The sequence below is a fragment of the Algoriphagus sp. genome, assembly GCF_024642405.1.
Taxonomy (GTDB): domain Bacteria; phylum Bacteroidota; class Bacteroidia; order Cytophagales; family Cyclobacteriaceae; genus Algoriphagus.
Map to the genome: position 1 here is coordinate 1 of NZ_JAHEBC010000363.1, position 3747 is coordinate 3747.

The following is a 3747-nucleotide window of genomic DNA, read 5'->3' on the forward strand; positions in this document are numbered from 1 at the left end:
TCCGCTGATATCGGAAAAGTACTTCTCAACTTGATCAACAATGCTTTTTACGCCGTGAATGAAAAGGCAAAGTCTACCCCCCAACCCTCCCGAACTATCGGGATAGGCACTGAAGAGGGAGTAATTTACAAACCAGAGGTCATCGTGAAAACAACGACGACCAAGTCCCCTTCAGGGGATTTAGGGGTTGAAATTACCGTCCAAGACAACGGATCCGGCATCCCAAACTCCATCAAAGAAAAGATCTTCCAGCCTTTCTTCACCACTAAACCAACAGGGTCGGGAACGGGATTGGGATTATCCCTATCTTATGATATTGTGAAGGCACATGGAGGGGAGTTGAAAGTAGAGTCAGAGCAAGGACATAAAACTAAATTTTCAGTTTTATTGTCACGGTAATAAAAGGTTAAACTGTTTTTTGATAGGATGAATAAATAAGACAATTATATCAATCCTTAACAAACCCAGTAATTAACTGATTGTGAGCAGATAGCTAGCGTGAAGGCTATAGAATTTTTGATTATCTTACTTGTATAACCTTGAATATGCCTAAGTCACTGCTCTTGCTTATTTTTTCCTGCTTACTCTTATTCAATCAAGGGTTTTCGCAAAAACAGGGTATCAAATACACCAAGATCGCTGGGTCAAATGACATTACCATTGGTAAGGTAGGTTCAATTACACAGGATAAATATGGTTTTATATGGTTCCTCGATCAGACTTATAATAGTCTTATAAGATACGATGGAAACAATATGATTAGATATTCGATGGAAGAAAACAATCCCATTGGATTTAATAGTTCTGTTCCAGAATGTCTGATTGCCGATTCCACTGGTGCCATCTGGATAGGATATTTCGAGGAAGGACTAGCCAGATTTGATCCATCACTAAATAGTGTCACGCACTACAAGTACGACTCACTTAACCCATCGGGGTTGAGCAGCGATGTTGTTAGTGTTTTATTAATCGATAGCAATGAAAGACTGTGGGTGGGAACGAATAAAGGGGTCAACCTATTTGATCCTGAATCCAACTCCTTCACTCACTTCATGCACGACTCAACAGACAATTCAAGCCTGAGTCATAATGTTGTTCGAAGCCTTTACGAAGATCGGAGTGGTACCCTATGGGTAGGAACCGGATATGAATTTCAAAGAGAAAATGTGGGAGGTCTAAATCGATTAGATCCCACTACCGGCACATTCACCCGGTACATGCATGATCCTGATGATCCACAGAGTCTAATCGATAACCGGGTCCGTGCAATTTTTGAGGATTCCCGAGGAACATTTTGGGTAGGCACTCAGGGAGATGGATTACATACCATGGATAGGGAAACGGGATTATTCACAAGACATAGATATGATCCACAGAATCCCAATAAACTAAGCCGTCCTGAATATGATGCCTGGTACGATGCCATAACTTTTATTTTTGAAGACAATGACAAACAAATCTGGATTGGAACCAATAACAGTGGGGTCAACAGATTTGATCCAAAGTCAGAAGCGATCGTTCATTTTGGAAATAATACAGATGATTTCGGAACACAGATAGATAATTCATCTTGGACTGCCTTTGTCGCAGAAGATGGTCAGATCTGGATGAGTACACAATTAAACAGCTTTTATAAAATTGATCTTCACAAAAGTGTTGTTCAGGATTATACTGAAGTAGCAAACAGTTTTTATGAGGAATCCAATTCAATTTTTTGGATAGGAACAAATAGTGGGCTCCTGAGAAAGGATGAAATAATGGGTACAATTGAGATTTTTACCCACGATCCAAACAACACCAACTCACTTTCAAGCAATTTTATTGAGTCAATAACGATGGATTCTAATAAAGTTTTATGGTTAGGCACACAAAATGGATTAACAAGCTATAACCAGTCAACTAAAACTTTCACTCGCTTTGAGCATGATGAGAATGATCCTACAAGTCTTAGTGACAATAAAATCCCTACCATTCTATCTTCTGATGATACTACTTTGTGGATAGGAACTTTTGGTGGCGGGTTGGAAAAACTAAATACCCGAACGCAGAAAATCACACATTATGAATTTTCCGAAAATGATAATTCGAAAAGTATACATTCAAATTGGATCTCAACCTTAGCGAAAGATTCAAAAAATCATATTTGGATTGGATTCTCCATGGGAGGAGTTGACAGATTTGATCCGGAAAATGAAATATTCAAATATTATCCATTTGGTGATGTAAACAGCCTCCACATTGATCAAGAGGATAATATATGGGTGGGATCCGTAAACGGCCTGGACCAATATGATCCCGAGACCGATTCTTTTAAAAGTATCTATGATGAAACATTTGTTGCTTCGGTTACCAGTGATCAGAATAATAATATATGGATGACAAGTGCACAGGGTATTTTAGGCTTTGATAAGTCCAAAAACACGATTACTATTCTGGGGAAAGAAAGGGGAATTGATCAGTTATGGTTTCAAAATGATGCTTCATACAGACGTAGGGATGGCCAGTTGTACTTTGGTACTGTAACAGGACATTATGCATTTTCACCATTTGAAATGGTCACAACTCAGCGAGAATCAAAGGTTCAAATCACCAACCTGTGGCTTGAAGGAAAGACAGTAATTCCAAGTCCTAATGGCCCAATTAAAGAACCTGTCTTAGATGCTAAAAATATTGAATTAAAGTACCAACAAAACTCTTTTGCCCTGAGTATTGATGAGGTGGACTTCAGTGATGAAGGAGATAAGGTTATTCAGTTTTTTCTTGATAATTACGACAAGGAGTGGAGACGAACCCTATCCAGCGACAAGGTATATTATTTCAATGTTCCTCCCGGTGAATACGTATTTCATACGAAGGCAAAAAACAATTACAATGGTCAATGGGCGGAGAAAAGTATCGCCATTACTATTGCCTCTCCCTGGTATCAAACTTGGTGGGCTTATTCACTTTTTGGACTACTATTCGTTTTAGTAGTTTTTGGGGTTGAAAGGATCCAACGAAAGAGATTGTTAAATAAGGCCAGGGCTGAAGCGAGAGAAAAAGAACTTGAACAGGCAAAAGAAATCGAAAAAGCCTACACGGTACTTAAATCCACCCAAGCCCAACTGATCCAGTCGGAGAAAATGGCTTCACTTGGAGAACTCACGGCAGGCATTGCTCATGAGATTCAGAATCCCCTGAACTTCGTCAATAACTTCTCCGAAGTAAGTGGTGAGCTCATTGATGAAATGAATGAAGAAATTGAAAAAGGTGATTTCGAAGAGGTGAAGTTTATCGGTGCAGACCTGAAAGAAAATCTTTCCAAAATCAATCTTCACGGCAAAAGAGCTGATGCCATCGTCAAGGGAATGTTGGAGCATTCCAAAACAGGAACTGGTAAAAAAGAACCTATTAATCTCAACAAGCTGGTAAAGGAGTTTACCCAGTTGGCATATAGTAGTCAGAAAGCCAAAGACAAAGATTTTGAAGTAGAGCTCAACTTAGACCTAGATCCAAACTTACCTTCTGTAGATGTGATCCCCCCCGATATCGGAAAAGTCATTTTGAATTTAGTCAACAATGCTTTTTACGCCTGTGCTGAGCGAAGTCGAAGTGCAGTGAATGAAAAAGCAAAAAAGGAAGAAGGCAAAGGATATAAACCCGAGGTAATTGTCAGCACTAAGACAACTGAAACAGGAGTTGAAATTTCAGTCAAAGACAATGGCAACGGAATTCCAAATGCTATAAAAGATAAAATCTTTCAACCCT

The 3747-nt window shown here is 39.2% G+C and carries 2 protein-coding genes; both read left to right on the forward strand.

The window, feature by feature from the left end; genetic code table 11:
- The coding region (locus Q0L68_RS17785; protein ID WP_296705608.1) for an ATP-binding protein at window positions 1-399 on the forward strand (399 nt) is incomplete at its 5' end.
- A 146-nt stretch (window positions 400-545) separates the two neighbouring features.
- On the forward strand, window positions 546-3747 hold a 3202-nt coding region (locus Q0L68_RS17790), incomplete at its 3' end, for a sensor histidine kinase (protein WP_296705609.1).